The 23,910-nt window shown below is 59.3% G+C and carries 22 protein-coding genes; 15 read left to right on the top strand and 7 right to left on the bottom strand.

The genetic code is table 11. From position 1 onward, the window contains the following. The first annotated feature begins 256 nt into the window (after window positions 1–256). From B3R00_RS13100 to B3R00_RS13040, 13 genes are all read left to right on the top strand, one after another. Window positions 257–1,771: a DegQ family serine endoprotease gene (locus tag B3R00_RS13100; RefSeq protein WP_286999380.1), complete on the top strand. Its 1,515-nt coding sequence runs from the start codon at window positions 257–259 to the stop codon at window positions 1,769–1,771. A gap of 415 nt (window positions 1,772–2,186) precedes the next feature. Continuing rightward, on the top strand, window positions 2,187–3,995 hold the full coding sequence (gene lepA / locus B3R00_RS13095) for a translation elongation factor 4 (protein WP_219163945.1): 1,809 nt from the start codon (window positions 2,187–2,189) through the stop codon (window positions 3,993–3,995). 13 nt (window positions 3,996–4,008) lie between these two features. Further along, window positions 4,009–4,983: a signal peptidase I gene (gene lepB, locus B3R00_RS13090; protein ID WP_286999379.1), complete on the top strand. Its 975-nt coding sequence runs from the start codon at window positions 4,009–4,011 to the stop codon at window positions 4,981–4,983. A gap of 69 nt (window positions 4,984–5,052) precedes the next feature. Further along, a complete protein-coding gene (locus B3R00_RS13085) occupies window positions 5,053–5,409 on the top strand; it encodes a DUF4845 domain-containing protein (RefSeq protein ID WP_219163947.1) in 357 nt (118 codons plus the stop codon). Beyond that, window positions 5,410–6,093, top strand: coding sequence for a ribonuclease III (gene rnc / locus B3R00_RS13080; RefSeq protein WP_286999378.1), 684 nt, complete (start codon window positions 5,410–5,412; stop codon window positions 6,091–6,093). Continuing rightward, on the top strand, window positions 6,090–7,232 hold the full coding sequence (gene era / locus B3R00_RS13075) for a GTPase Era (RefSeq protein ID WP_219163948.1): 1,143 nt from the start codon (window positions 6,090–6,092) through the stop codon (window positions 7,230–7,232). The genes rnc and era overlap by 4 nt, the downstream gene beginning before the upstream one ends. 176 nt (window positions 7,233–7,408) lie before the next feature. After that, window positions 7,409–8,170, top strand: a complete 762-nt coding sequence (gene recO / locus B3R00_RS13070) for a DNA repair protein RecO (protein ID WP_286999377.1) — start codon at window positions 7,409–7,411, stop codon at window positions 8,168–8,170. After that, window positions 8,167–8,943, top strand: coding sequence for a pyridoxine 5'-phosphate synthase (locus B3R00_RS13065; protein ID WP_286999376.1), 777 nt, complete (start codon window positions 8,167–8,169; stop codon window positions 8,941–8,943). The genes recO and B3R00_RS13065 overlap by 4 nt, the downstream gene beginning before the upstream one ends. A gap of 73 nt (window positions 8,944–9,016) precedes the next feature. Then, complete coding sequence (acpS, locus tag B3R00_RS13060; RefSeq protein ID WP_286999375.1) at window positions 9,017–9,415, top strand: holo-ACP synthase; 399 nt, start codon at window positions 9,017–9,019, stop codon at window positions 9,413–9,415. 128 nt (window positions 9,416–9,543) lie between these two features. Beyond that, window positions 9,544–10,638 carry a beta-N-acetylhexosaminidase gene (gene nagZ, locus B3R00_RS13055; RefSeq protein ID WP_286999374.1) on the top strand — a complete coding sequence of 365 codons (1,095 nt, stop codon included), beginning with the start codon at window positions 9,544–9,546 and terminating at the stop codon, window positions 10,636–10,638. Between the two features lie 390 nt (window positions 10,639–11,028). Then, window positions 11,029–12,087 (top strand): 6-phosphofructokinase, encoded by a 1,059-nt coding sequence (locus tag B3R00_RS13050; RefSeq protein ID WP_286999373.1) that lies wholly within the window; start codon window positions 11,029–11,031, stop codon window positions 12,085–12,087. Between the two features lie 207 nt (window positions 12,088–12,294). After that, window positions 12,295–14,058: a methyl-accepting chemotaxis protein gene (locus B3R00_RS13045; RefSeq protein ID WP_286999372.1), complete on the top strand. Its 1,764-nt coding sequence runs from the start codon at window positions 12,295–12,297 to the stop codon at window positions 14,056–14,058. A 121-nt stretch (window positions 14,059–14,179) separates the two neighbouring features. Beyond that, window positions 14,180–14,662, top strand: coding sequence for a hypothetical protein (locus B3R00_RS13040; protein ID WP_286999371.1), 483 nt, complete (start codon window positions 14,180–14,182; stop codon window positions 14,660–14,662). Between the two features lie 53 nt (window positions 14,663–14,715). Here B3R00_RS13040 and B3R00_RS13035 read toward each other — a convergent pair whose 3' ends face one another. Both B3R00_RS13035 and B3R00_RS13030 read right to left on the bottom strand, forming a co-directional pair. Beyond that, a complete protein-coding gene (locus tag B3R00_RS13035; protein WP_286999370.1) occupies window positions 14,716–15,351 on the bottom strand; it encodes a methyl-accepting chemotaxis protein in 636 nt (211 codons plus the stop codon). 30 nt (window positions 15,352–15,381) lie between these two features. Further along, window positions 15,382–16,245 carry a HAMP domain-containing protein gene (locus tag B3R00_RS13030; RefSeq protein WP_286999369.1) on the bottom strand — a complete coding sequence of 288 codons (864 nt, stop codon included), beginning with the start codon at window positions 16,243–16,245 and terminating at the stop codon, window positions 15,382–15,384. A 211-nt stretch (window positions 16,246–16,456) separates the two neighbouring features. Between B3R00_RS13030 and purT the strand changes: the two genes are divergently transcribed. Then, window positions 16,457–17,674, top strand: coding sequence for a formate-dependent phosphoribosylglycinamide formyltransferase (gene purT, locus B3R00_RS13025; RefSeq protein WP_286999368.1), 1,218 nt, complete (start codon window positions 16,457–16,459; stop codon window positions 17,672–17,674). A 154-nt stretch (window positions 17,675–17,828) separates the two neighbouring features. On the opposite strand, the gene B3R00_RS13020 is transcribed toward purT, so the two are convergent. The 4 genes from B3R00_RS13020 to B3R00_RS13005 form a co-directional block, all read right to left on the bottom strand. Further along, a complete protein-coding gene (locus B3R00_RS13020) occupies window positions 17,829–18,449 on the bottom strand; it encodes a mechanosensitive ion channel family protein (protein ID WP_286999397.1) in 621 nt (206 codons plus the stop codon). Window positions 18,450–18,597: 148 nt separating this feature from the next. Further along, window positions 18,598–19,563 (bottom strand): GGDEF domain-containing response regulator, encoded by a 966-nt coding sequence (locus tag B3R00_RS13015; RefSeq protein ID WP_246254195.1) that lies wholly within the window; start codon window positions 19,561–19,563, stop codon window positions 18,598–18,600. A 226-nt stretch (window positions 19,564–19,789) separates the two neighbouring features. Further along, window positions 19,790–21,337 (bottom strand): lysine--tRNA ligase, encoded by a 1,548-nt coding sequence (gene lysS, locus B3R00_RS13010; protein ID WP_286999367.1) that lies wholly within the window; start codon window positions 21,335–21,337, stop codon window positions 19,790–19,792. Between the two features lie 218 nt (window positions 21,338–21,555). Next, complete coding sequence (locus B3R00_RS13005; protein ID WP_286999366.1) at window positions 21,556–22,194, bottom strand: LON peptidase substrate-binding domain-containing protein; 639 nt, start codon at window positions 22,192–22,194, stop codon at window positions 21,556–21,558. Window positions 22,195–22,321: 127 nt separating this feature from the next. On the opposite strand from B3R00_RS13005, the gene B3R00_RS13000 reads away from it, so the two are divergent. Continuing rightward, window positions 22,322–22,891: a YggT family protein gene (locus B3R00_RS13000; protein ID WP_286999365.1), complete on the top strand. Its 570-nt coding sequence runs from the start codon at window positions 22,322–22,324 to the stop codon at window positions 22,889–22,891. Window positions 22,892–23,017: 126 nt separating this feature from the next. On the opposite strand, the gene accD is transcribed toward B3R00_RS13000, so the two are convergent. Continuing rightward, on the bottom strand, window positions 23,018–23,899 hold the full coding sequence (accD, locus tag B3R00_RS12995) for an acetyl-CoA carboxylase, carboxyltransferase subunit beta (protein ID WP_219163960.1): 882 nt from the start codon (window positions 23,897–23,899) through the stop codon (window positions 23,018–23,020). Window positions 23,900–23,910 lie beyond the last annotated feature (11 nt).

Genomic DNA, 23,910 nt, shown 5'->3' with positions numbered 1-23,910 from the left:
CTGGCACGCTTTGGTGATGCTGTCTTTCAAAAATGAGAGCTATCAGCGCCTCGTTTTGAATGTATTCAAAGCTAAAACATACTGAAACCAAGAAAGAGCGCACGCAAGGCGCTCTTTTTTTATTTGTGTGAATCGCGATGGAATCCCCACAAGAATTGACAACTCGCTCATAAACTGGGGAACCAAATTGCGGTTCGATTTTCTGAACATGTAGTTGCGCATGGCGCAGAGTGTGATTTTGGAAAGGATGACAAAAATGCCTTTAATGCAATTCAAACCTTTGCATGCAGCAGTGCTGGCCGTTGGTGTGGCTGCAGGTGCGGCAACCGTGGCGTGGAGCGATGCGGCCCGCCAGTGGATGCCTGCGGCGCATGCGCAGACGGTGGCAACGGCACCTGCGGCAGCCCCGATGGTGACTGGGTTGCCCGACTTCACCCAATTGGTGGATGCGGTAGGCCCTGCGGTGGTCAATATCCGCACCACGGAGAAAATTTCGACACAGCCTTCTATGAGCGGCATTGACGAAGACATGCTGGAGTTCTTCCGCCGCTTTGGCTTGCCTGTGCCCAATGTGCCCCGCCAAGGAGGGCCTCAGCAGCAGCCCAATGACGAGGGCGAAGAGCGTCCTAGTGGCGTAGGTTCAGGCTTTATCCTGAGCGCGGACGGCTATGTCATGACCAATGCTCATGTGGTTGAGGGCGCCAGTGAAGTCATCGTCACGCTGACCGACAAGCGGGAATACAAGGCCAAAATCATCGGTGCTGACAAGCGCACCGACGTGGCGGTGGTCAAGATTGATGCCAAGGGCCTGCCCGCAGTGAAGATTGGTGATGTCAGCCGTTTAAAAGTGGGCGAATGGGTCATGGCCATTGGCTCGCCGTTTGGGCTGGAAAACTCGGTGACTGCGGGCATTGTCTCTGCCAAGCAGCGTGATACGGGTGACTACCTGCCGTTCATTCAGACGGATGTGGCCATCAACCCCGGCAACTCGGGCGGGCCCTTGCTGAATATGCGCGGTGAAGTGGTGGGCATCAACAGCCAGATTTATTCGCGCTCCGGCGGCTTCATGGGTATTTCGTTTGCCATTCCGATCGATGAGGCGGTGCGCGTGAGCGATCAACTGCGTGCCACCGGCAAGGTCACACGCGGGCGCATTGGGGTGCAAATTGGTCAGGTGACCAAGGAAGTGGCCGAATCGATTGGTTTGGGCACTGCACGGGGCGCCTTGGTGTCGGCGGTAGAGCCTGACTCACCGGCAGCCAAAGCTGGTATTGAGGCCGGTGACATCATCGTGAAATACGACGGCAAAGCCATCGACAAGGTGGGCGATCTGCCGCGCCTGGTGGGTAACACCAAGCCTGGCACCAAGAGCGCAATCACGGTATTCCGCCGTGGCCAGATGCGCGATCTGTCCATCATGGTGGCGGAGGTGGAGCCCGACGAGAAAGTCGCTGCCGCAGATGGCAAGCCTGCTTCTGGTGCAACCGCTACGGCCAAGCAGTTAGGCTTGGTGGTGGGTGAGCTGAGCGAGGTACAAAAGCGCGCTCTGGCCGTCAAGGGTGGTGTGCGTGTGCTCTCGGCCACGGATGCTGCCGCCCGCGCGGGGCTGCGCGAAGGCGATGTGGTGCTGGCGGTGGCCAACAGTGAGGTAACCAGCGTCAAGAGTTTTGAGGCGGCCCTGTCGAAGGCAGACAAGAGCAAGCCCGTGAACTTGTTGGTGCGTCGTGGGGAGTGGACGCAGTACGTACTCATTCGCCCTAACACCAAGTAAAGCATCGGTGAAGGTCTTCCTGCGCAGGATGCTAATCCTTGCGTAGGAATGACTTACTTTGAACCGCAGTGGTTTTAAATGGGTGCTTGGGTAGAATGCCCATTGAATGAGCGCGGTCACAGGCCGGCACAAGCAAGTACTCGCTGTGAATGCAGGCTTGTTGGGTGTTGAAATGACTGTCTGTGAACCTACAGTTGAATTGTGGGTAACTTGTTGGTAAGTGATTTGGCGGCAATGCACAATGCCCGAGTCATAGTAAATAGATGCTTGGTTTTTGGGCGGTTTTGCCTACAATCGATCGTCCAACCAATCGCAGTTGCCAGAGATTGTTGGTTCAGGGCGCGTCACATTGAGACGCGCCCTTTTTTCTTGCCTAGAGCACGCTTTCCCCTTTAATTACAAACGCTTATCGTTGATGAAGCACATTCGAAATTTTTCCATCATTGCGCATATTGACCATGGCAAGTCGACCCTGGCAGACCGACTGATCCAAACCTGCGGTGGTTTGGCTGAACGCCAGATGGAGGCGCAAGTCCTGGACTCGATGGACATCGAGAAAGAACGTGGTATCACCATCAAGGCGCAGACGGCGGCGCTGCAATACAAGGCCAAAGACGGCAACGTCTACAACCTGAATTTGATTGACACCCCCGGCCACGTCGACTTCTCGTATGAAGTGTCCCGCTCGCTGTCGGCCTGCGAAGGTGGTTTGTTGGTGGTCGACGCTTCTCAAGGCGTAGAAGCACAGACTGTTGCGAACTGCTATACCGCGCTCGACCTGGGTGTGGAAGTGTTTGCGGTGCTCAATAAGATGGATCTGCCCAATGCCGATCCAGACAATGCCAAGGCTGAAATCGAAGACGTCATTGGTATTGATGCCACCGATGCAATCCCCTGCTCGGCCAAGACCGGCATGGGCATTGAAGAGATTTTGGAAGCCATTGTGGCCAAGGTGCCGCCACCGAAGGGTGATCCGGATGGCCCTTTGCGCGCCATGATTGTGGACAGTTGGTTTGACCCGTATGTGGGTGTCATCATGCTGGTGCGCGTGGTAGATGGTGAGCTCAAAAAGGGCGAGCGCTTCAAGATGATGGCCACAGGCGCCGCCTATGAAGCCAACAACGTGGGTGTGTTCACCCCCGCCAACCAACCCCGTGACTCCCTCAAGGCGGGTGAAGTGGGCTACATCATTGCAGGCATCAAGGAGTTGAAGGCTGCGAAGGTGGGCGACACCATCACCTTGGAAAAGAAGCTGCCCAATAACCTAGGCCCCGCTGAAAAGGCTTTGCCAGGTTTCAAGGAAGTACAGCCGCAAGTGTTTGCAGGTCTGTACCCTACGGAAGCTTCTGAATACGACCAGTTGCGCGACGCGCTGGAAAAGCTGCAACTCAACGACGCTGCCCTGCGCTTTGAGCCCGAGGTCTCGCAGGCACTGGGCTTTGGTTTCCGCTGCGGTTTTCTGGGTCTGTTGCACATGGAAATTGTGCAAGAGCGTCTGGAGCGTGAGTTCGACCAAGACCTGATCACCACGGCCCCTAGCGTGGTGTACCAAGTGCTCAAGGCAGGAGGAGAGCTGATCGACGTAGAAAATCCATCCAAGATGCCCGACATTGGGCAGATTGAGGAGATTCGCGAGCCCATCGTGACCGTGCACCTGTACATGCCGCAAGAGTACGTGGGCCCGGTCATGACGCTGGCCAACCAAAAGCGTGGCGTGCAGATGAACATGGCCTACCACGGCCGCCAAGTCATGTTGACCTACGAGATGCCCTTGGGCGAAATCGTGCTGGACTTCTTTGACAAGCTCAAGTCGGTCTCGCGCGGCTATGCCTCCATGGACTACGAGTTCCTGGAGTACCGCGCCTCGGACGTGGTCAAGGTGGATATTTTGCTCAATGGCGAAAAGGTTGATGCCCTGTCCATCATCGTGCACCGTAGCCAGTCCCAGTACCGTGGCCGTGCCGTGGTCGCCAAGATGCGCGAGATCATCAGCCGTCAGATGTTTGACGTAGCGATCCAGGCGGCCATTGGCGGCAACATCATTGCACGTGAGACCGTCAAGGCCATGCGCAAGAACGTGTTGGCCAAGTGCTATGGCGGTGACGTGAGCCGCAAGCGCAAGCTGTTGGAAAAGCAAAAGGCCGGTAAGAAGCGCATGAAGCAAATCGGCTCGGTGGAAGTACCACAAGAAGCGTTCCTGGCCATTTTGCAGGTCGAAGACTAAAGCGAGGGAGACCATGCAAGCAATGCAATGGATCACGGCGGTCATCTTGGCCGCGTTTGTGGGCTACATCGGTGCTTGGTACACCGGGGCGATTGAAGGCAACTTTGCCTTGCTGATGTTCCTGGCAACCTTCATCACCGGCCTGTACTGGCTGGCGGAGCGTTTTTACTTCTGGCCGCAGCGCAAGAAGGAGGCTGAGCGCCTGAATGCCGAAGCCGCCGCACGGCGTGCTGAATTGGAGCGCCAGGGCTTGCGCCACGACATGGTGGACACACACGAAGGCGAAACCCGCATCCTCAAGCAGCCCTGGTGGCTGGATTGGACGGCGGGCCTGTTCCCGGTGCTGTTTGTGGTGTTTGTGCTGCGCTCGTTCTTGTTTGAGCCGTTCAAAATTCCTTCGGGCTCGATGATCCCCACGCTGATGGTGGGTGATCTGATTTTGGTGAACAAATACCACTACGGCATCCGCCTGCCTGTGCTCAACACCAAGGTAACCGACGGCAACCCCGTGGAGCGCGGTGATGTGATGGTGTTTCGCTACCCTCCACAGCCTACGCTGGACTATATCAAGCGTGTAGTCGGCGTGCCCGGGGATACCGTGGCGTACCTGAACAAGCGCTTGACCATCAACGGTCAGGAAGTGCCGACCAAGGAGCTGCCGGATTTCTTTGACACGGATGCCATGCGTTACTTCGCGCAGTTTGAAGAGCAACTGGGTGAGAGGCCGCACAAGTTGCTCAACACCAAGGGCATGCCTGCATTCGTGCAAGGTGCTTCGGAGTTTCCTTATCGCGAAAACTGCACCTATACCGTTGAAGGCGTGATCTGCAAAGTACCGGATGGCCACTACTTCGCCATGGGCGACAACCGTGACAACTCGCTGGACTCGCGTTACTGGGGCTTTGTGCCGGAAGCAAACATTGTCGGAAAGGCCTTTTTCGTTTGGATGAATTTCGGTAATCTCAAGCGTATCGGTAGCTTCAACTAAATCAAGGCATTGCGCCTGTATCGAATGGCCGCTTCGAGCGGCCATTTTTCATGAGAGGAGAGGGTCATCATGCGTCGTGTATCTGCTCGCAGCCAAAAGGGTGTGTCTTTCGTTGGATTTGTCGTGATTGCTGTGCTGGCCGTCGCGGTTTTTGCGATTGGCGGACAATCGCTTCCCATCGTCTTGGAATACCAAGCCGCCAAAAAAGCTGCGCAAAAAGCAGCCAATGAAGGCAACACCGTGCCAGAGGTGCGCGCAGCATTTGACCGTGCCGCACAAATTGATGACATCAAAACCATTTCCGGCCAGGATCTGGAGGTCAGCAAGGTCAACGACCGCGTGGTGGTGGCCTTTGAATATGAGCGTTCCGTACCGTTGGTAGGCCCTGCCTACCTTGTTTATCGTTTTACACATCAGACCAAATAGGTGCCAATCACCCTGCAAGATCTGCAGCGCTCGCTGCAGTACGAATTTCAAAACCCTGCCTTGCTGCAGCGTGCGCTGACGCACCGCAGCTTCTCGGCAGACAATAACGAGCGTCTGGAGTTTCTGGGCGACTCCGTGTTGAGTCTGGCCATCTCCAGCCTGCTGTACCAGCGTTTGCGCGCTTTGCCCGAGGGAGATCTCTCGCGCGTGCGCTCGAACCTGGTCAAAGAAGGCACGCTGCACCAAATCGCCATCAAACTGCAGCTGTCCGAGCTGCTGCGTCTGGGCGAAGGCGAGTCCAAGTCGGGGGGCAAAAATCGCCCTTCCATCTTGGCGGACGCGGTGGAAGCCATTTTGGGTGCGGTGTACCTGGACGCTGGCTTTACAGCGGGCGAAAAGCTGGTGCACCACCTGTTTGTGGGGGTTGATATCAACCCCCATATGCGTGCCGCAGAAAAAGACCCCAAGACTGCGTTGCAAGAATGGCTGCAAGGCCGCCGCAAACAACTGCCGCAATACAGTGTGGTGGCCACGACGGGCGCAGCCCACAAGCAGACCTTTGAAGTGGCCTGCATGATTCCTGAACTCAAGCTGGGCGCAAAAGGCACGGGCGTATCGCGCCGTGCCGGCGAACAAGCTGCTGCCAGCGCCATGCTGGAACTTTTGAAAGCGAAACACCCATGACCGATGCTGCGAAGAAAAAAGTAGCTAGCACCGCAGGCGCAGCAAGCGCCAAGGGCCAAAAAGAATCGAAATCTATGCCGTCATTTCCTGAGGTGACGCCTGCAGGCCAAAGCATGGCGGAGCTGGATGCCATGCTGGCGGCGGCCAAACCCGGAGCCACCCCATCGCTGGTGGCCCGCGCGGCAGAGATTGAGGCCGAAAAGGCCGCCGAAGCTGCCACGCCGGTGCGCGTGTATGCCCCTGAAGAGCAGCGCTGCGGTCTGATTGCGATTGTGGGCAAGCCCAACGTGGGCAAGTCCACGCTGATGAATGCGCTGGTGGGGCAGAAGGTGTCCATCACCTCGCGCAAGTCGCAGACCACGCGCCACCGCATCACCGGTATTCGCACCAAGGAAGAGACGCAGTTCATTTTTGTGGATACGCCCGGTTTTCAGACCAAGCACTCCACCGCGCTGAACAAATCGCTCAACAAGACCGTGATGGGCGCCATCACCGATGTGGACCTGATTTTGTTCGTGGTGGAAGCGGGCAGCTTCACCCTGGCCGATGCCAAGGTGCTGAGCCTGTTCAAGCCCGGCATTCCTACGTTGCTGATTGCCAACAAGCTGGATGAGGTGGGCCGCCGCCATGAGATTGCGCCTTGGCTCAAGAGCATGCAAGAGCGCCATCCATTTGAAGAATTTGTGCCCATGTCGGCCAAAAAGCGCGATGACATTCAGCGCTTGTTTGGCATCTGCGCCAAGTACCTGCCGCAGCAGCCCTGGTTCTACGCAGAAGACGAACTGACCGACCGCAGCGAAAACTTCATGGCTGCCGAAATCGTGCGCGAAAAGCTCTTCCGCTTCACGGGCGATGAGTTGCCTTACACCTCCACCGTGGTGATCGACAAGTTTGTCGAAGAGCCCAGCAAGCAGCACAAGCGTTTCATGCGCGTGGCCGCCACGATTGTGGTGGAGCGCGATGGCCACAAGGCCATGGTGATTGGCCAGGGTGGTGAGCGCCTCAAGCGCATCTCCATGGAAGCGCGCCAGGAGATGGAAAAGCTGTTTGATGCCAAGGTGTTCCTGGAAGTGTGGGTCAAGGTCAAGTCCGGCTGGGCGGATGACGAGGCACGCGTCAAATCCTTCGGCTACGAATGATGGGCGGTGTTGGGCATTCGGTTCCCGATACTTTGTCGCACCCGCTTGCCGTGGCGTTGCCACGGTCTGCGCGGTCGCTTCGCGTCTCGGCCGCTTTGCCGAACCGACTTCCCAACACTGGATGCAGCAGTGCTTCACAAGGCCTCGTTGAGGCCTTTTTGTCTTTTTGAGAACCTATGGCCGCCAAGCGCGTGGGCGAAGAGCCCGCTTTCATCTTGCACCGCTACGACTGGAGCGAGTCCAGCCTGATTCTGGAGGTGTTCACGCGCCACCGCGGGCGGGTGGCGCTGCTGGCCAAAGGGGTCAAGCGGCATACCTCCAACTTCCGGCCGGTGCTGCTGGCGCTGCAGCCGCTCAAAGTCAGCTACACGCTCTCGGGCGATGGCAATGCCGACATCCATGTGCTCAAGGGTGCGGAATGGGCGGGCGGCCACATCATGCCCATGGGCAACAACCTGCTCACCGGGCTGTACCTCAACGAGTTGCTGATGCGTCTGCTGGCGCGCGATGATCCGTATGCCTACCTGTTCGATGTGTACGGTGCCGTGGTCAAGCTGCTGGCCACGCAGCCCGAAGAGGTGATTGAGCCGGTGCTGCGTGCCTTTGAGCTGATTTTGCTGCGCGAGCTGGGATTGCTCCCAGCTTTAGAGCTGGAAACGCAGACCCTGCAAGCGCTGCAGCCGCAAACGCCTTATGTGCTGGTGGCAGAAATGGGCCTGCGCCCGGCGCTGGATAATGACCGCGCCGCGCTGACGGGGCAGCAGTGGCTGCAGCTGCAATCGGCGCTGGAGCAAGAAGATGCCGCTTACCCCGCTTTGGTGCGTGCCTGCGCAACGGTAGCGCCCGCACTGAAACCACAATTGCGCCATTTGCTGCAATACCATTGCGGTAGCTTGCTGCGCACGCGGCAATTGATGATGGATTTGCAAACGCTATGACCGCCTCTCACCCTTCCCGTCGCACGGCCTTGTCCGTGAACGTCAACAAAGTCGCGCTGGTGCGCAACACGCGCCACCTGGGCATTCCCTCCGTCATGCGCGCGGCGCAGCTGTGCCTGGAGGCAGGTGCGCAGGGCATCACCATCCACCCCCGCCCCGATGAGCGCCATATTCGCGGCACCGATGTGTACGAGCTGGCTGAGTTGATGCAGGCCTGGCCGCAGGCTGAGTTCAACATTGAGGGCAACCCGACACAAAACCTGATGGCTTTCATTCGCAACGTCAAGCCGCACCAGGCCACGTTCGTGCCAGACAGCGAAGACCAGTTCACCAGCGACCACGGCTGGAGCTTTCCGCAGGATGCTGAGCGCCTCAAGCCGCTGATTGCCGAGTGCAAAGCGCTGGGCGTGCGGGTGAGCCTGTTTATGGACCCGGTGCCCGCGCAAATGGCGGCTGCCAAAGCCGCAGGCGCTGACCGCGTGGAGCTGTACACCGAACCTTACGCAGCGGCATGGGGCACCCCCGAGCAAGTCCTGCAACTGGCAACCTACGCCCAAGCGGCGCAGGCCGCGCTGGATGCGGGACTGGAAGTGAATGCCGGCCATGACTTGAACCGTGACAACCTGGCTGCCTTTGTGGCGCAGGTGCCGGGGGTGGCTGAAGTCTCTATCGGCCACGCGTTGATCGCTGATGCGCTGGAGCTGGGGTACGCCAATACGGTGAAAGCCTATCAAGCGTGCATTGACCAAGGCATGGCGCAGCGCGCTGCCTGAGCAAGTTGTTATTAAAGATATGAGCTGCTAGCGCTTACTGCATAAGCGCTAGAGGCTATTTTGATGGTGCATCATGATCTACGGCATTGGCACTGATATTTGCGATATTCGCCGCATCCGCGCCAGTGTGGAGCGCCACGGCGACCGCTTTGCCGAAAAAGTGCTCACGGCGCAGGAGTTGCAGGTCTGGCGTGCGCGCAGCGTGCGCTGGCCCGAGCGCGGCATCAAATACCTGGCGACGCGCTTTTCGGCCAAGGAAGCGTTCAGCAAAGCCGTGGGGCTGGGCATGACCATGCCCATGACCTGGCGCAACTGCGAGATCGCCAATTTGCCCAGCGGGCAGCCCACCATCGTGCTGCACGGCGCGATGAAGGCATGGTTTGAGGCCAAAGGCCTGAGCGTGCACATCACCATGAGCGATGAGAGCGACTACGCCGCCAGCTTTTGCGTGGTAGAGCGTCAACCTGCCTAAAGCCCGGCGCGCGGCGGACAAAGCGCTGCAGCATCCAAAGCGTGACAAGCCGCTCTTCGCAGTCATACTGGAGGCTTTATAGCTTTCGCAGTTGCTGGCTACGCAGCTGCGCTTCATGAGGCTCGTCCATGACCGCATTGCATGCCCCTCTCATCATTGACATCGCTGGCAAAGCGCTGACCGATACCGACCGCTCTCGCCTGGCCCACCCGTTGGTGGGCGGCATTATTTTGTTCACCCGCAACTGGGAAAACCGCGCGCAACTGGTGCAGCTGTGCGCGGACATCAAGGCGGTCAAGGAAGACCTGCTGATTTGCGTGGACCACGAAGGCGGGCGCGTGCAGCGGTTCAAAACCGATGGTTTCACCCACATTCCCCCCATGCGTGCTCTGGGCCAGATGTGGATGGATGATGGCCAAGGTAAAAAGCGCCGCAAAGGCAGCGGTGCCATGCACGCCATGAATGCGGCCACGGCGGCCGGTTATGTGCTGGGCAGCGAGCTGCGCGCCTGCGGCGTGGACTTCAGCTTCACGCCGGTGCTGGATCTGGACTACGGCGAAAGCTCCGTGATTGGCGACCGCAGCTTCCACCGCGACCCCCGTGTGGTGGCCGCGCTGGCCAAGAGCCTGATGCACGGGCTGCTGCAAGCAGGCATGGGCAACTGCGGCAAACACTTTCCCGGCCATGGTCATGTGAAAGCGGACTCGCACACCGACATGCCCGTAGACAAGCGCAAGCTCAAAAAAATTCTGGGCGAAGATGCTGCGCCTTACCCTTGGCTGTCCAGCGTGCTCACGGCAGTTATGCCTGCGCATGTGATCTACCCCAAGGTGGATAAGCTGCCTGCTGGTTTTTCCAAGGTGTGGCTGCGAGAGATTTTGCGCGGTGAGCTGCACTATGACGGCGCGATCATCAGCGATGACCTCAGCATGGAAGCGGCACGCCGCATCGATGGCCAGGTGATCAGCTATACCGAAGCAGCACTGCGCGCTTTGGAGGCAGGCTGCGACATGGTGCTGCTGTGCAACCAAAGCCTGGGGTTGGGCGAGCACGTGGACGAGTTGTTGGAAGGCATGGACGAGGCTTTGCGCACTGGCCGCTGGCAGCCCGACATTGATTCCGAATCACGCCGCTTGGCGCTGCTGCCCGACACTGTGCCGCAGCCTTGGGATGATTTGATGCACCAGCCGGCCTATTTGCAAGCGCTGGACATGCTGCCCTGAGTGAGGGCGGGGCGGTGCTGCGCCCCCATCACAGCGCGTCATTCTGACCGCCTGGACACGTGATGTGCAGGCGGTTTTTTATGCTAGCAGCGTTTTAGGGGGAGATGAGGGGCGCTGTTTTGTCTAGGCTGAAGCCCGCAGTGCTCGCGTGCCGCCATTGTGTTGTGTTGCGTTGTGTTGGGCACTCAAGCATCTGCACATCTCGGCTTCTGCTGGATCTGGCGTGCAGGCCAACCCGAGGCCTGCTCCCTCGGCGCTGTCAGTGCGGCTATTTTTTAGGTCCACCAAGCTGCCTCCAGGGCGGACATGGGATGATGCACGTTTGCTGCCTGGGCCAGCCTTGGCCCTAGGGGCAGCGCGACCCGTTGGAGTGAATAAGGAGAGATGTCTATGCGCGTAGGTGTGCTAACCGGTGGTGGGGATTGCCCCGGCCTGAATGCGGTGATCCGTGCTGTGACCAAGTCGTTGATCCGCCAAGGTGGCTGTGAAGTGCTCGGCATTCAAGATGGCTTCGAAGGCTTGATGGGTGATGCGCCGCGCGTCAAGCCATTGAGCTGGGACGAGGTCTCGGGCATTTTGCACATTGGCGGCACCATTTTGGGCACCAGCAACAGTGCCAACCCCCTCAAGAACGCCGAAACCCTGGCGCAGGTCAAGCGCAATGTGCACACCCTGGGCCTGGATGTGGTGGTCTCGATTGGTGGTGATGGCACGCAGAGCTTGGCCTACGGACTGGCAAACGCAGTGGGCATGCAATGTGTGGGCGTGCCTAAAACCATCGACAACGATATTGCGAATTGCGAGCGCAGCTTTGGCTTTGACACGGCGGTGGCCACGGCCACCGAGGCACTGCGCCGCATTGAGAGCACGGCCAACAGCCACCACCGCGTGATGATCGTCGAGACCATGGGCCGCAACGCGGGCTGGCTGGCGCTGGAGGCTGGTATTGCCGGGGCTGCAGACATCATCTTGCTGCCAGAAATCGACTATGACCTGCAAACCATCATCGACGTGTGCAAGGCGCGCGAGCAGCGCCAGCGCTACACCATCATTTGCATTGGGGAAGGCGCCAAAGAAAGCGGCCAGAGCTTGACGGTGCGAGAGCGCGTGGAGCACAGCCCCGACCCTTTGCGCTTGGGCGGCGTGGGCCATGTGCTGCGAGAGCGCTTGCAGCCACATTTGAAGAGTGAAGTCCGCGCCACGGTCTTGGGCCACGTGCAGCGCGGCGGTGACCCCACACCGTTTGACCGGGTGCTGGCGACCCAGTTCGGCCACCATGCGGCGCAACTGGTGCTGAGCGGTCAGTTTGGCCGCATGGTGACTTTGCAAAACGGCGCGATTGGCAGTGTAGAAATTGCTACCGTAGCCAACACCCAACGCCAGATCGCTGCAGACCATCCGCTGCTGACCATGGCCCGAGATATTGGTATTTGCTTGGGTCAGCCCTAGCACGGCAGGGTGACTGATCTGTAGCACCAGAGCTGGCTCTGGGACGGAGCAGAGCCAGCCAGACAAGGCATTGACGCAGCAGGTTGCACATTTGCAACGTTTTGTCAAAAGTGGTTGGAATATACGGGCAAACCCTGTGTAATTGTCAGCATCTGTAAAAAAGCCGCTGACGCGTAGGTGTTGGCGGTTTTCCTTTATCCGTCTGACATGCAATTCAAAAATCTGACCGTAGCTAAAAAAGTCTGGCTACTGCTGCTGACTGTGATCACCACGATGCTGCTTTCTGGCTTGGGCATGACGTCCTACCTCAAGAGTGTCGATCAACGGGTGATGGACTCCATCCTTGATATGGAGGAGCGTATCCGTCTGGTGGTGCAGCTGCGTGGTAACACCCAAGCTACCGCCAGCTATTTGGTGGCCGCCAATATGGCCCAAGACACTACGTCGATAGACTTTTTTAACCAGCAGTTCAAAACTGCATCGGTAGAAGCGAATGCATTGCTGACGGAGACGAACCAGCGCGTAGAAAGCGCAGAGGGCCTGGCTGTGATGGCACGTCTGGCAGACCAGCGCAAAAAATTGCAGCAGCTGACAGAGCAAATTGCCATGGAGCGCCGCAACGATGGTGATGTGGGCCGCATGGTGCAAAGTGAACTGGTGCCCACGGTGGACCAATACATGGACATCCTGGATGAGCTGGTGGCGCTGCAGCAAAAAATGCTCAGCACAGCCATTCAAAAGGGGAAAGCCGAGGGCGAGCTGGCCATGACGGTTGGCGGTATTGCGCTGGCCTTAGTGATTGCGCTGGGTCTGCTGCTGTCTGCATGGCTGGTGCGCCAGTTGACCGCACCTTTGGCGCGTGCGGTAGAGCTGGCAGAAACCATTGCGGCTGGCGACTTGACCAAAGATGTGCACGATGACCGCCAGGACGAGCTGGGTCAGTTGCTGCGCAGCTTGAATGCCATGACGCAAAAATTGCGCTCCCTGGTGGGCGAGGTGCGCAACGGCGTGGATTCGGTGTCTTCCGCAGCCAGCCAGATCGCCACAGGCAACCAAGACTTGTCGGCACGCACGGAGCAAACAGCGGCCAACCTGGAAGAAACAGCGGCCAGCATGGAAGAGCTGACCGCCACCGTGACGCAGTCTGCAGACACGGCCCGCCAGGCCAATCAACTGGCAGCCACCGCCGTGCAGGCGGCCGAGCGCGGTGGGGATGTGGTGGGGCAGGTGGTCACCAGCATGGACCAGATCAACGTCGCCAGCCGCAAGATCAACGACATCATTGGTGTGATTGACGGCATTGCCTTCCAGACCAATATCCTGGCGCTCAATGCCGCCGTGGAAGCCGCGCGTGCCGGGGAGCAAGGCCGGGGCTTTGCGGTGGTGGCCGGCGAGGTGCGCTCTTTGGCGGGGCGCAGCGCAGAGGCTGCCAAGGAAATCAAGGTGCTGATTACGGAAAGCGTCAACAAGGTGGATGTGGGCTCTGCGCAGGTGGCGCAGGCTGGCGAGAGCATGCAAGAGATCGTCAGCAGCGTGCGCCGCGTGACGGACTTGATCGGCGAAATCACCGCTTCTTCGCATGAGCAACGTGATGGCATCGCGCAAGTGAACCATGCAGTAAGCAACCTGGATCAGATGACGCAGCAAAACGCTGCGCTGGTGGAAGAGTCCAGTGCTGCGGCCACCTCGATGAATGAGCAAGCCAAACGCTTGGCGGAAGTTGTTGCGGTCTTCAATGTGGGGCAGTCACTGGCTGTGGCTGCTGCTCGCCAGCCTGTGGTGGCCAGAGCCACCGCCAGCAAGCCTGCAGCGACCCAGGCAGCCACCAAGCCCGCAGTCACGGGCAGCCAGCCTGCAGCACGCAAACCGGTGGCGAAAAAGGTCGAAGAAGCCCCCAAACTGCTGCGCGCTGTACCGGCAGACAGCAAGGCGGCGGCCACCACCTCTGACGATGATTGGGAAACTTTCTAAGTCATGGTGGTGACGCACCCCAGCCAGGAGCCATTGCGGCTCCTTTTTTTATGAGCAAAATAGAGGCCTAACGCTTGTCTGTAAAGCGTAGACAGCTATCAAAAACTTTTAAAGGGCCCCCATGGATCGACACGATGAAGCGGTCATGCAGTTTTTAACTGCCAATGGCGACACCTTCATAGCGGCGCAGTACGACGTAGCCGCAGGGTGGATGTGCCCGAGTTTTGTGGCACTGCGTCCGGCAAAGCGCCAAATCTGGGTGGTGGCGGTGAGTGCATCGGGCTATCCGCTGGGCTTGGTGGACAAGATCAACCAGCGCGTACCGAAGTGGTATGCCCCTTTGCTGGAGCAATTGCAGCGCCTGCAGGTGGTGGACAGTGGCTGGAGTATTGGCTTGCTGGTATTTGTGCGCGATGACCAGGTGGAATGGCTCAAAGGCCGGGCCCAGGATTGGGCCGGGGTGCATGTGCTGAGCCTGGAAACGGCCAGCAGCCCTTGGGCCTGGGACAGCGTGGTGTGGACGCCGGAGATGGACTTTGCCCAAGCCACCATTCCCCGCAAGGCCCCTGCAGCGGCGCAGGCCGCAAAGCCTACAACGCATTGAAGGCGCGCCCAGCGCTGCTCCAGTTCTGGCGTCGTGCTACTGGCTAATGGCTACTAGCTATTGGTTTGGAAAGCGCTGGCGCTGCGCAGCAAATCCTGAGACTGTGTGTGCAAGCTCTGGGTGGCGGCAGTCATCTCTTCCACCATGGCCGCGTTGTGCTGCGTGCTGTTGTCAATATCTGCCAAGGCGCTGCCTATCTCGGTCACCCCCGTGCTTTGCGCATGGCTGGCCTGTGCAATTTCTTGCACCAGGCTTGTGACGCGGTGGATGGTTTGTTCAATCTCCGTCATGGTGCTGCCGGTTTCGCCGGCTTGGCGCACCCCGGCATCCACGCGCTCGCCGCTGAGTGCGATGAGCTGCTTGATTTCTTTGGCGGCCTCTGCGCTGCGCTGTGCCAGTGAGCGCACCTCCCCGGCCACCACCGCAAAGCCCCGGCCTTGTTCACCGGCCCGCGCAGCTTCCACGGCGGCATTGAGCGCCAGGATATTGGTCTGGAAGGCAATGCCGTCAATCACGCCAATGATGTCGCCAATTTTTTGGCTGCTGTGCTGAATGCTCTGCATGGTCTCGACCAAGCCCAGCATGCTGCTGCGCCCCGAGGTGGCGACCTGGCTGGCTTGCTGGGACAGGTGCAGCGCAGATTGTGCGTGGTCTGCGTTCTGGCGCACATTGCTGGCCAGCGTTTCCATGCTGGCATTGCTTTGCTGCAGGGCGCTGGCCTAGCTTTCCGTGCGGCGCGAAAGATCTTGGTTGCCGCTGGCAATTTGCTCGCTGGCGGTGGCCACGTGCTCGGCATCGGTGCGCACTTGCTGCACCAGGTGTGACAGGCTGGTTTGCATGCCTTGCAAGGCATGCATCAGGTCGGTGATTTCATTGCGGCCATGGGCATGCATGCGCTGGCGCAAATCACCGGCTGCAATGCCGTTGGCCGCTGCTACAGCCTGTGCCAGTGGCAGGGTGATGCGGCGGCTGTAGCCCACACTCACCGCCAAGCCCGCAGCAAATACCAGCAAGCAAACGCCCAGGCTGAGCCAGCGTGCTTGCTCGGCCATGTGCTGGGCCTGTGCGGACAATGCTGCGCTGTCGCTGGCGATTTGCTGGGCGGCCTGCTCCAGCAAGGTGCTGGCTTCGCGGTCAATACCGCGCACGTGCGCATCGCCAGCGCGCGGGTCATAGCCATTGTTTTCAAACTGGCGCAGGCCTTGGCGGTAGGCCTGGCCCATGTTCTGGTGGGATTGCTGAAACTGCTGCACCAGCGTGCGCGCGGTGCCCGCCTCCAGGCTCGACAGCAGCTGCTGGCTGTGGGCTTGAATATCGCGCTCCTGCTTTTCAAACGCTTGCCAGTAACGTGCACGGTCTTGCGGAGTGTGGCCACGCAGCAGCACGTTTTTCCATTCCTGCGCCTGTACCTTGAACTCCTGGAGCAGCAGGCTGGTGACACGCTCGTTCCCCATATGGCGGGCAACGTCTTCGTGATAGAGCGTGAGCGCTTGTTGCTGGCGCAGCAGTCCAAAAAGTGCTGCACACAACATCAGCAGCAAGGCTGCAGCCATAAAGAGCGGGAGTTGAAGGCGGAGTTTCATCGAGAGCGGGAGCGAATGGCGCGAAGCACCTGGCTTCTGGGGAAAGGGACTGCTTGCAAGGCACAAGGGCGTGATCTTGCTGAATTCGCAGTTCTGTGTGTACGGCAGGGTTAATGCTTCAATCTGTAATTTCTTATAGGGCTTATATGGAAATTATGATGATGGGGTTGGCTGCACCAAGCAGCACGTCTTTACAGTGAGAACTTTTGCTATGACCACCCTTGGAACCCCTCTGTCGCCCCATGCCACCAAAGTCATGCTGCTGGGCAGCGGCGAATTGGGCAAAGAAGTCTTGATTGCGCTGCAACGCCTGGGCGTGGAAACCATTGCGGTGGATCGCTACGACAACGCGCCGGGCCAGCAGGTGGCGCACCACGCGCGCACCATCACCATGAGCGACCCCGCCCAGCTCAAGGCGCTGATTGAGGACGTCAAGCCGGATTTGGTGGTGCCCGAGATTGAAGCGATTGCCACGCCGATGCTGGAGGAGCTGGAAGCCGCAGGCGTGATCACCTGCATCCCCACCGCACGCGCCGCGCGGCTGACCATGGACCGCGAAGGCATTCGCCGCTTGGCAGCTGAAACCTTGGGCCTGCCCACGAGTCCTTATCGCTTTTGCGACTCGCTGGCGCAGTTGCAAGCTGCGATTGACGGCAGTGATGGCCACCCAGCGATTGGCTACCCCTGTGTGGTCAAGCCTGTGATGAGCAGCTCTGGCAAGGGGCAAAGCAAGATCGACGGCCCGGTCGATGTGGCAGCCGCCTGGGATTACGCCATGGCCGGTGGCCGTGTGGCCAAGGGACGCGTGATTGTCGAAGGTTTTATCGACTTTGATTACGAAATCACCCAGCTGACCGTGCGCGCCAAAGGGGCCGATGGGCAGATCGAAACGCATTTCTGTGACCCCGTGGGCCACATTCAGAAAGCCGGTGACTATGTCGAAAGCTGGCAACCCCACCCCATGCACCCTGCGGCACTGGAAAAATCGCGCCAGATTGCCAAAGCCGTGACCGACGACTTGGGTGGGCTGGGCCTGTTTGGTGTGGAGCTGTTTGTGAAGGGCGAGCAAGTGTGGTTCAGCGAAGTCTCGCCGCGCCCGCACGACACGGGGCTGGTCACGCTGTGCACCCAGTGGCAAAGCGAGTTCGAGTTGCATGCCCGCGCCATTCTGGGCTTGCCCGTGGATGCCAGCTTGCGCAACCCCGGCGCCAGCGCCGTGATTTATGGCGGCCAGGATGCCGAGGGTCTGGTGTTCGATGGCGTGGACGAAGCGCTGGCGATTGCCGGCACCGATCTGCGCCTGTTTGGCAAGCCCGAGAGCTTTGTCAAGCGCCGCATGGGGGTGGCGCTGGCGCGTGCTGCGGATGTGGATACGGCACGCAGCCAAGCCAAGCTGGCCGCCAGCAAGGTGCAACCTCGCAAGCCTTAAAAAGTAGAGCTGCCAGCGCTTGCTGCATAAGCGCTAGAGGCTAAAAAGCATATGAAAAGTGCATAAAAAGTGCACGAATTGTTAGGGCATGCAAAAAGCCGCTGCTTCGGCATGAATCAGCGGCTTTTTGGTGCAAGAGAAGCGCGGCTTGCGCTTACGGGAAAGTCACGGTCTTGGGCGCAGGCGCAGGCTCTGCCGTGGTTTCGCGGGCGGCGGGTGCCGCCTGGTGCAGCTTGTCCGCAGGCACCGGGGTGCCCATGCGCCAGCGGCGCACCACGCGCTGGAAGATCAGCGAGTTGGGGATTTGAATCATCGTGCCGGGCTCTGCCGCCGTGGCATCTTCCAGCGTGGTGTAGAGCAGGTTGATGTCGATCACGCGGCCCAGGGCGCCGGGTTTTTCGGCGGTGTCCAGCACTTCAATGTGATCGCCCACGCGGAAAGGGCCCACGGTGAAGATCAGGAAGGCGCAAAACAGGTTGGACAGCACGCTCCACGCGGCAAAAAAGGCCACGGCACCCACAGTGGCAAAGCCGGTAAAGGCTGACCACAGCACACTGGCGGAGACGCCCAGGCGCTCCAAAATCAGCAGCACCGAACCCGCAATAATGAGCCAGCGCACCACCGCGTGGATGGGCATGAGCAACTCATGTGGAAACTCATAGTGAGCGCTGGCGCGTTGGATGACGCGTTTGAACAGGCGGTGCAGCAGCCAGGCGAGCAGCACGATCAGCAAAATTTGCAGCACGGGGATGGCAATCTCGATCCAGTCTTGCATCCAGGCGGGAAGGCGGGTGCGCAGGTTGGATAAACGGTCAATCAAGGTCACAAAAGCGGTTCCTTATTTTTCAAAGGCAATCAATAGAGCAGCCATAAAGGCGAAGGGCACCAGAAGGTGCCCCGGACAGACAAATACGGCCCGAAGGCTAACGCATGCGCAATTGCTCAATGGTATCCATCTGCATTTCAAAGCTGAAAAAACGGTTTCTTCCTTCGGCTTTGGCGGCATACAGCGCATGGTCCGCACGCATGATGAGGCTTTCTTCGTCCGTATTTTCGTCGGGAATGCAGGTGGTGATACCGCCGGAAAGCGTGACAAAGGGTGAGGCAGCACTTTGCGGATGCGCAATCGCGCGCTTGTGCAGCACGCTGCACAGTGCGCGGGCGAAGGTCATGGCGCCCGAACGCGGTGTGTTGGGCAGCACCAGGGCAAACTCTTCACCGCCATAGCGCGTGGCGATATCGCGGGGGCGTACGCACACATCCCTGAGCAAACGGGCCACTTCGCGCAGGCATTCATCGCCCGCCAGATGGCCCAGGTTGTCGTTGTAGCTTTTGAAGAAATCGATATCGCACAGCATCAAGGTCAGCGGCTGCTGCTCGCGCCGGGCGGCGTGGATTTCGGAGTGGAGCAGGCGCTCCAGGCCACGGCGGTTGGTCAAGCCCGTCAGCGCATCAATTTCCACCATGTGGTTCAGGCGCTGGTTGGCCAGGCGCAATTCGGCAGACATGCTGACCAGGCGGCGGCGCATATCCAGCAAACGCTGCATGGCGCGCAGTTTGGCCATCAGCACAATGGGTTTGACGGGTTTGACCAGGTAGTCATCGCCCCCGGATTCAATGCCTTGCCAGACATCCAGGTCGTTGTCCAAGCCCGAAAGGAAGATGATGGGTGTCCAGTCGCCGTTCTCGCTTTCGCGAATGCGGCGAGCCACCCAGTAGCCACTTTTGCCGGGCAGGCGAATGTCCAGCAGAACCAAGTCTGGCCGATGTTGCTGAAAGAGCGCGACCGCGCTTTCTGCATCGGCAGCCTGGATGACCTCGGTGACACCGCTGCGCTGCAGCTCATACGCCAAAGCCAAGCGCACGGAGTTTTGGTCATCGACCACCATGACCCGAATGTTTTGAATACCCTGACCTGCCAGGTGGGTGGTGCCGGAGGCAAGACCTTGGTCATCCAAGGCAGTGGTCGGGCGCTCGTCTGGGGAATGCATAAGATCCAGCGAAAAAACTGCGAAGAAGTACGCAGTTTGGCGAGGTTGCGCCGGAACACAAAGCAAAAAAAGGTGTACTCCGCCAAAACGGAGTACACCTGTGATCTGCTGCAGAGAAAGTGCGTTAGATATGTTCGCGGCGCAGGGCGGGGAACAGTATCACGTCGCGGATGCTGGCGCTGTCGGTCAGCAGCATCAGCAGGCGGTCAATGCCGATGCCGCAGCCGCCGGTGGGGGGCATGCCGTATTCCAGGGCGCGGACGAAGTCGTGGTCGAAGTACATGGCTTCGTCGTCGCCACCGTCCTTGGCTTCCACCTGGGCGTTGAAGCGCGCGGCCTGGTCTTCGGCGTCGTTCAGCTCGGAGAAGCCGTTGCCGAATTCACGGCCAGTGATGTACAGCTCAAAGCGCTCGGTCACTTCGGGGCGCTCGTCGTTGGCGCGCGCCAGCGGCGAGATTTCGGTGGGGTGCTCCATGATGAAGGTGGGGTTCCACAGCTTCTCTTCCACCACTTCCTCGAAGTACAGCACCTGCAGGCTGGCCAGCGAGCGGGTGGACAGCTTGTCCTTCTCTTCGTTCATCCCCAGCTTCTTGAGGGCATTGGTCAGCCAGTCGCGGTTGGCCACGTTGTCTCCGGCTTCGGTGTACTTGACGATGGCTTCGGGAATGGTCAGGCGCTCAAACGGCTTGGTCAGATCCACAGGCTTGCCGCCGTAGGTGCACTCCAGCGTGCCCACGGCCTTCATGGCGGCGTCGCGCACCAGCTGCTCGGTGTAGTCCATCAGGTCCTGGTAGTTCCAGTAGGCCGCGTAGAACTCCATCATGGTGAACTCGGGGTTGTGGCGTACCGAGATACCTTCGTTGCGGAAGTTGCGGTTGATTTCGAACACGCGCTCGAAACCGCCGACGATCAGGCGCTTCAAGTACAGCTCGGGCGCAATGCGCAGGTACATCTCCTGGTCCAGCGCATTGTGGTGTGTGACGAAGGGCTTGGCGTTGGCACCACCGGGGATGGGGTGCAGCATGGGCGTTTCGACTTCCAGGAAGCCGTGTTGCACCATGAAGTCGCGGATGCCGGCCACGGCCTTGCTGCGCGCCACGAAGCGCTTGCGGGCGTCTTCGTTCATCATCAGGTCGACGTAGCGCTGGCGCACCTTCTGCTCGGGGTCGGCCATGCCGTGGAACTTGTCGGGCATGGGGCGCAGGCTCTTGGTGAGCAGGCGGATGCGCGTGGCCTTGATCGACAACTCGCCGGTCTTGGTCTTCATCAGCTGGCCTTCGACGGCGATGATGTCGCCCAGGTCCCACTTCTTGAAGTCGGCATACACCTCTTCGCCCACGGCGTCGCGGGTGATGTAGGCCTGAATGCGGCCGGTAGCATCCTGCACGGTGGCAAAGCTGGCCTTGCCCATCACGCGCTTGAGCATCATGCGGCCGCCCACCGACACAGTCAGGGCTTCGGCTTCCAGCGCCTCGGCTTCCTTGGTGCCATGGGCCTCGACCAGCGGCAGGGCGCGGTCGGCGGGCTTGAAGTCGTTGGGGAAGGCCACGCCACCGTGGGCCTTGACAGACTCGCGCAAGGCTTTCAGTTTTTCGCGGCGCTCAGCAATCAGTTTGTTTTCGTCTTGGGGGGCAGCGACTTCTGCCTCAGGGGAGTTGTGTTGTTCAGACATGGATGAGCGCAGCGCAAAGGCTGGTAAGACTTGCCAAAACCGAGCATTTTAGTTTTTTTGCGCTGCTTCGGCATGCAGGTGCTGCAATCTCGGCACTTTCAGTGTGAAAGGCGGTGCTGTGCGCCGGGTAATTACTAAAAAGTGAGCTTTAAGCGCTTGTATTCAAAGCGTTTAGGCACTGAAAGTACCTGAAAACTAGATTCAATAGGCGCAGGCAGCTATGTTTTTGTAGGGTGATGCGGCACGATGCCTGCGCTTTCGAGGGCATCGGTGATCAGCTCCAGGCGCAGCAAAGGGCTGTCCAGCTCCAGCATTTGCAGCTGGAATTGCTCTGTCAGCGGCAATAACTCGCACCAGCGGTTGGCCACCCAACCGCAATCTGCAAACTGTTGTTCTGTGGCCTGGTCCAAGTGCGGCTGCAACAGCTTGTGCAGCACATGGCGCAAAGCCGCTGCTGCGTGTTGCAAGTCTGCGGGGATGGGAGTGGTGATGTCGCTGGGCAGCAGTTGCACATCAGCCACCCATAAACCATTGGCGAGTTGGCGCGCTGTGGTGATGCAAAAGCGGTCTTGGCCTGCGCAGTGAATCAGCTCCAAGCCCGAGCTCAGCGTGGCCACCATATCAATATGCGCCAGCGTGCCGAGTGGGTAAAAGCGCTCTTCAGGGGCATGGCTGCGTTGCACTTCGCTGCCACTGAGTAGTGTGACCACACCAAATGGCGCACCTTGCTCACGGCAGCCGCGCACCATCATGCGATAACGTGGTTCAAACACCCGCAATGGCAACGCGCCGCCCGGAAACAACACCGTGTGCAGCGGAAAAATGGGCAGAGAAACCAGTGTCAGCGCAGAAGTCATGGTCTATAGCAGCAGTACGCTTGGCTATGATGGGTTGCAGTGCATGCGGGCCTGCGTAGGCTGAGACCGCGCAGCCCTGCATGTGGGGCGTTTTTATTGACGTAGTGATTCAACCTTTTCGATCTCCATGATGGTTCAAATTCTTCAATTTCTGCTGGAGGTGGTTTGCGGCTTGGTGGCAGGCGCTTGCCTGCTGCGCCTGTACATGCAGGCACAGCGCATTCCCTTCAACAACCCCGTGGGCAAGCTGGTGTTTGCGCTGTCCGACTGGCTGGTGATGCCGCTGCGCAAGCTGGTGCCCAGCCGCACGCAGTACGACCTGTCCAGCTTGCTGGCCGCGATGCTGGTGATGCTGGTGCAGTACCTGCTGCTGTGGCTGCTGCTGGGGGCGGCCGGCAATCCGTTGATGGTGTTGGTGCTGGCCATCTTTGGCCTGGTGCGCATGGTGCTGACGGGGCTGATCGGTATCTTGATTGTGTATGCCATCTTGTCGTGGGTGCAGCCGCATTCGCCGATTGCCGGCATCTTGCACCGGCTGAGTGAGCCTGTGCTGCGTCCGCTGCGCAAACTGATTCCTCTGGTGGGCGGTGTCGATCTGTCAGCGCTGGTGGCCATCATCGCTTTGCAGGTGATGCAGATGATGCTCTCGCACATCCAGTTCAGCCTGCTCTCCGGCATGACGGCGGTAGCGTACTAAGGCTCGGTTTTGCGTATTCAGTCATCGCTAGCTGGCTGTGCAGCCGTGGCAAGCGCAGGACGTAAAAAAGGCTCCTACCTAGGAGCCTTTTTTGTGGGGTGACGCACCGCAAACAGTGCGCGGTACTTAGTCTTGTACCACTGCGTCAGCAGGCAGACGCTGCAGCATGGCCAGGGTGCTGGCCACGGTGTCGCGCAGCGCGCGGCGGTCGACAATCATGTCCACGGCGCCTTTGTCCTTCAGGAATTCCGAGCGCTGGAAGCCCTCGGGCAGCTTCACGCGCACCGTGGTTTCGATCACGCGGGGGCCGGCAAAGCCGATCAGCGCCTTGGGCTCGGCCATCACGATGTCGCCCACGAAGGCAAAGCCCGCGGAAACGCCACCCATGGTGGGGTCGGTCAGTACCGAGATGTAAGGCAGGCCTTTTTTGGCCAGACGGGTCAGCGCTGCATTGGTCTTGGCCATTTGCATCAGCGACAGCAAGCCTTCTTGCATGCGCGCACCACCCGTGGCGGTAAAGCAGAGGAAGGGTACTTTTTGCTCGATCGCGGTTTCCACGCCGCGCACAAAGCGCTCGCCGACCACCGAGCCCATGGAGCCGCCCATGAAGTCAAATTCAAAGCAGGCGACGACCATCTCGATGCCCTTGACCGTGCCGCCCATGACCACCAGGGCATCGGTCTCTCCGGTGTTTTCCAGTGCTTCTTTCAAGCGCTGGGGGTATTTGCGGCTGTCTTGGAACTTCAGGGGGTCCACAGGAATGACTTCCTGACCAATTTCATAGCGGCCTTCGCCGTCCAGGAAATGGTTCAGACGGGCGCGCGCGCCAATGCGGTGGTGGTGACCACAGGTGGGGCATACGTTCTGGTTGCTCTCCAGATCCGTCTTGTACAGCACCGTTTCGCAGCTGGGGCACTTGACCCACAGGCCTTCAGGAATCTGCTGTTGGCGATCCTTGGGTTCGGTTTGCTGAATTTTGGCAGGCAGGAGTTTTTCAAGCCAGGACATACGGTTTCCTC

Source organism: Comamonas sp. UBA7840 (assembly GCF_002501455.1).
Classification (GTDB): Bacteria; Pseudomonadota; Gammaproteobacteria; order Burkholderiales; family Burkholderiaceae_C; genus Comamonas; species Comamonas jiangduensis.
Note: the sequence above shows the minus strand (reverse complement) of the source record. Positions and strands in the feature narration are given on the sequence as shown.

Excerpts from the sequence above, each read along its gene's own strand:
- B3R00_RS13100 (WP_286999380.1), top strand. The coding sequence starts at position 257 with ATGCCTTTAATGCAATTCAAACCTTTGCATGCAGCAGTGCTGGCCGTT.
- lepA (WP_219163945.1), top strand. The coding sequence starts at position 2,187 with ATGAAGCACATTCGAAATTTTTCCATCATTGCGCATATTGACCATGGC.
- lepB (WP_286999379.1), top strand. The coding sequence starts at position 4,009 with ATGCAAGCAATGCAATGGATCACGGCGGTCATCTTGGCCGCGTTTGTG.
- B3R00_RS13085 (WP_219163947.1), top strand. The coding sequence starts at position 5,053 with ATGCGTCGTGTATCTGCTCGCAGCCAAAAGGGTGTGTCTTTCGTTGGA.
- era (WP_219163948.1), top strand. The coding sequence starts at position 6,090 with ATGACCGATGCTGCGAAGAAAAAAGTAGCTAGCACCGCAGGCGCAGCA.
- recO (WP_286999377.1), top strand. The coding sequence starts at position 7,409 with ATGGCCGCCAAGCGCGTGGGCGAAGAGCCCGCTTTCATCTTGCACCGC.
- B3R00_RS13065 (WP_286999376.1), top strand. The coding sequence starts at position 8,167 with ATGACCGCCTCTCACCCTTCCCGTCGCACGGCCTTGTCCGTGAACGTC.
- acpS (WP_286999375.1), top strand. The coding sequence starts at position 9,017 with ATGATCTACGGCATTGGCACTGATATTTGCGATATTCGCCGCATCCGC.
- nagZ (WP_286999374.1), top strand. The coding sequence starts at position 9,544 with ATGACCGCATTGCATGCCCCTCTCATCATTGACATCGCTGGCAAAGCG.
- B3R00_RS13050 (WP_286999373.1), top strand. The coding sequence starts at position 11,029 with ATGCGCGTAGGTGTGCTAACCGGTGGTGGGGATTGCCCCGGCCTGAAT.
- B3R00_RS13045 (WP_286999372.1), top strand. The coding sequence starts at position 12,295 with ATGCAATTCAAAAATCTGACCGTAGCTAAAAAAGTCTGGCTACTGCTG.
- B3R00_RS13040 (WP_286999371.1), top strand. The coding sequence starts at position 14,180 with ATGGATCGACACGATGAAGCGGTCATGCAGTTTTTAACTGCCAATGGC.
- B3R00_RS13035 (WP_286999370.1), bottom strand. The coding sequence starts at position 15,351 with ATGGAAACGCTGGCCAGCAATGTGCGCCAGAACGCAGACCACGCACAA.
- B3R00_RS13030 (WP_286999369.1), bottom strand. The coding sequence starts at position 16,245 with ATGAAACTCCGCCTTCAACTCCCGCTCTTTATGGCTGCAGCCTTGCTG.
- purT (WP_286999368.1), top strand. The coding sequence starts at position 16,457 with ATGACCACCCTTGGAACCCCTCTGTCGCCCCATGCCACCAAAGTCATG.
- B3R00_RS13020 (WP_286999397.1), bottom strand. The coding sequence starts at position 18,449 with ATGCAAGACTGGATCGAGATTGCCATCCCCGTGCTGCAAATTTTGCTG.
- B3R00_RS13015 (WP_246254195.1), bottom strand. The coding sequence starts at position 19,563 with ATGGTGGTCGATGACCAAAACTCCGTGCGCTTGGCTTTGGCGTATGAG.
- lysS (WP_286999367.1), bottom strand. The coding sequence starts at position 21,337 with ATGTCTGAACAACACAACTCCCCTGAGGCAGAAGTCGCTGCCCCCCAA.
- B3R00_RS13005 (WP_286999366.1), bottom strand. The coding sequence starts at position 22,194 with ATGACTTCTGCGCTGACACTGGTTTCTCTGCCCATTTTTCCGCTGCAC.
- B3R00_RS13000 (WP_286999365.1), top strand. The coding sequence starts at position 22,322 with ATGATGGTTCAAATTCTTCAATTTCTGCTGGAGGTGGTTTGCGGCTTG.
- accD (WP_219163960.1), bottom strand. The coding sequence starts at position 23,899 with ATGTCCTGGCTTGAAAAACTCCTGCCTGCCAAAATTCAGCAAACCGAA.